We start from the raw sequence: 3325 nt of genomic DNA, 5'->3' as shown, positions 1-3325 counted from the left end.
TTATTTATCTTTAATAAATACAAAGATTTAGGTTCGCTTAATTGATTTTTTAAAAAAGTTTAATACTAAATCATGACTAACCAGGGAATACGTACATGTATCAAATCAGGAAAAGTGCAGTTGCTTTAGCAGTTGCACTGTCAATTGGTGCAACTGCACCAGCTTTTGCAAACAACACTAATGGTTCAATTCAAGGAACCTCTATCCAAGTAAATGGCAGCAGCCTTTCAAACGTTACCATAACTATCGAAAACCTAGATACTGGCCTGACGCGGTCTGTACAAAGTGATGAATCAGGTGATTTTCGTTTTCCATTACTTCCAGCAGGTAACTACAAAGTTACTGCAGAAAAGAATGGGTTTCGAACTACTATTCAAGATTCAGTAAAAGTAGGGATTAGCGGTAAAACAAACCTAGATATGCGTCTTGCCAGCGATGACGTAGAGCGTATTGAAGTTACTGGCACTACCATTGCGATGGTTGATGTAACAAGTTCAAGCACGGGTATTATTGTAGACAGCGTTACGCTTGATAGAGTACCTGTACCACGTAACCTAACTTCTGTCGCGTTATTGGCACCAGGGACTACTCAAGGCGACTCAGCCTTTGGTGATTTACCTTCAATTGGTGGTGCATCAGTTGGCGAAAACGGCTACTACATCAACGGCTTGAATATCACTAATTTCCGTACTGGCGTAGGTTCTAGTGAGCCTCCGTTTGATATGTACGAGACGTTTGAAGTAAAAACGGGGGGTTATTCAGCAGAGTTTGGCCGTGTAACCGGTGGTGTTATTAACGCGAAAACCAAAAGTGGTACTAACGAGTTTAAAGCGGGTGCTAACTTCTATTGGGAGCCAGATGCACTTCGTGAGCAACGTGATTCGTCCCGTAATAACAAAAACAACTTGTATCGCATCGACAACACGCGAGATGAAATAGACGAGTGGGATGTCAATGTGTGGGCGAGCGGTGCACTAATAGAAGACAAGTTGTTCTTCTATGCACTATTTAACCCCCGTTCAGCTGAAAATAATTACGTAAGTGACCAAACAAACACCAGTAGCGGCGTATCGCAAAACGGCTTTTTTGAAAAAGACGATGATGCATTTTGGGTAGCCAAACTAGACTGGTACGTTACAGAAAATAATATTCTTGAAATTACTGCTTTTTCTGATGAACGTTCAACAGAAATCACGACTTATGACTCTTTTGACGGCGGTGAATTCACTGACGGTCGTGTAGGTTACGAAGATGAAGGCGGTTTAAATTACACGGCCAAATGGACGAGCATCATTAATGATGATTTCTCAATCTCTGCTCAGTACGGCATCAACAAGCAAGACAGAACCGTGCGAAGCGAGTTAGATGGCAACCCGGTCGTTTATTACCGCTATGACAGCACCGCAGCGTTCGTTCCAACCAATACATGGGCTAACTTTACGGCAGAGCAAGGCGATGATGAACGTGAGGTTATACGACTGGATGCAGACTGGTATTTGGGCGATCACTCAGTACGATTTGGTGTTGATTATGAGAAGCTTACTTCAAACAGCAATACCATAAACTCAGGCAGTGCATACTATTTATACTATGTTGATGATAGCGATCTAGCTAACGAGGAAATTTACCAAGTTCGTTATCGCGATTATAACGTAGGTGGTCAGTTCGACTCTGAAAACTTTGCTTTTTATATTCAAGACCAATGGCAAGTTACTGACAACTTAGTCATCAACGCAGGTCTTCGTAATGATACGTTTGAGAACTTTAATGCTGATGGCGAGTCTTTCGCAAAACTCGATAACCAGTGGGGACTTCGTTTAGGTGCGGTATGGGACGTATTTGGCGATGGTGAGTCAAAAGCGTGGGCAAGCTACGGTAGATACTACTTGCCAATCGCCGCAAATACGAATATTCGTCTTGCGGGCGCTGAAACCTATACACAAGAATACTATGAGTTTGAAGGCTTTGCTGACGAAGCCTTGGGTATTCCGAATCTAACGGGCGCTAAAACGCAGCCTGATGATGTTTTCGCGGATGGCACTGCGAAATCTCCAGACGAAATCGTAGATCAAAACTTGGATTCTATGTACTCGGATGAATTTATCGCGGGCTACCAATTCCAGTTGAATGACGAATGGAGCATGTCAATTCAAGGTACATACCGTGAGCTTTCTACCACTATCGAAGATATGGCGATTGATGCCGCTGTTATCGAGTGGGCGGCAGCAAATGGCTACGGTGACGTATCTGGTATCTGGGATGGTTTCCACCAGTATGTACTCACTAATCCGAACTCTGACATGCGCATTGGTACTACCGAATTACCGGGTGCTGAAGGTGAGCTAGTTTACATGGACTTATCAGCGGAAGACTTGGGCTACCCAGACTCTATTCGTAAATATGCAGCTGTAGACTTTATGTGGCAAAGAGCATGGGACGGCGTATGGATGCTTAATGCAGCATACACATGGTCACATAACTGGGGTAATAATGAAGGTTATGTTCGCTCTGACAACGGTCAGGATGATGCAGGTTTAACAACGTTATTTGACCAACCTGGACTACTTGATAATGCCTATGGTGATTTGCCGAATGACAGACGTCATCAGGTTAAACTTTACGGTGCATATGCCGTGACTGAAGACTTGACGCTTGGCGCAAATCTTCAGTTCTGGACTGGTCGTCCAATCAATGCGTTCGGCTATCATCCAACAGACATTTTTGCTCAGGCATATGATTCAGAGTCTTTCTTTGCCGGTGGCGAGCCTGCCCCTCGAGGTTCTCGTGGTCGCACGAGTAGTTATTACTCTATCGACGTTTCTGCATCTTACAATATTGATATAGGTGAAGATCAAACATTGGTAGTTCGAGCAGACATTTTCAACCTGCTTAACAACGACCGCGTAACAGAAGTAAATGAAATTTACGATGATGAGGGCTCAGCTGATCCAACAAATCCTGATGTAAATCCAAATTACGGTCTACCGACCGCATGGCAAACACCAAGATATGTGCGTTTTAGCGTGAATTACTCATTCTAACAAGCGTGTAGGAAAAAACTATAGGCTAGGACGAGGATATACTTTAGTTGTATATCCCGTCCTCTTTAGCTAAGAGTACAAAAAATGAACTGGATAGGTTGTTTTATGTGCTTTAAATGTTAAATGTAAGTTAATATTTACAGAAGGAGGTAAAAAGACGAAAAAAAATTGAACTTTTACGGAACACCCGTCTGATCCCAGTTGACCGTTCGCTTAGGATGTGGTTATTATCAAAGTGAGGCTTTGACCTTACTAATAATAATTCGTTATATAAACGATTTAAG

General features: G+C 42.8%; 1 protein-coding gene. It reads left to right on the top strand.

Going from position 1 to position 3325, the window contains the following annotated elements:
* Positions 1–95: 95 nt before the first annotated feature.
* Positions 96–3041: a TonB-dependent receptor gene (locus KL866_RS17850; RefSeq protein ID WP_025254425.1), complete on the top strand. Its 2946-nt coding sequence runs from the start codon at positions 96–98 to the stop codon at positions 3039–3041.
* Positions 3042–3325 lie beyond the last annotated feature (284 nt).

This window comes from Alteromonas sp. ALT199, from assembly GCF_018619335.1.
Classification (GTDB): domain Bacteria; phylum Pseudomonadota; class Gammaproteobacteria; order Enterobacterales; family Alteromonadaceae; genus Alteromonas.
Note: the sequence above shows the minus strand (reverse complement) of the source record. Positions and strands in the feature narration are given on the sequence as shown.

Bases quoted from the DNA above. Each gene is read 5' to 3' on its own strand.
- KL866_RS17850 (WP_025254425.1), top strand. From the start codon at position 96: ATGTATCAAATCAGGAAAAGTGCAGTTGCTTTAGCAGTTGCACTGTCA.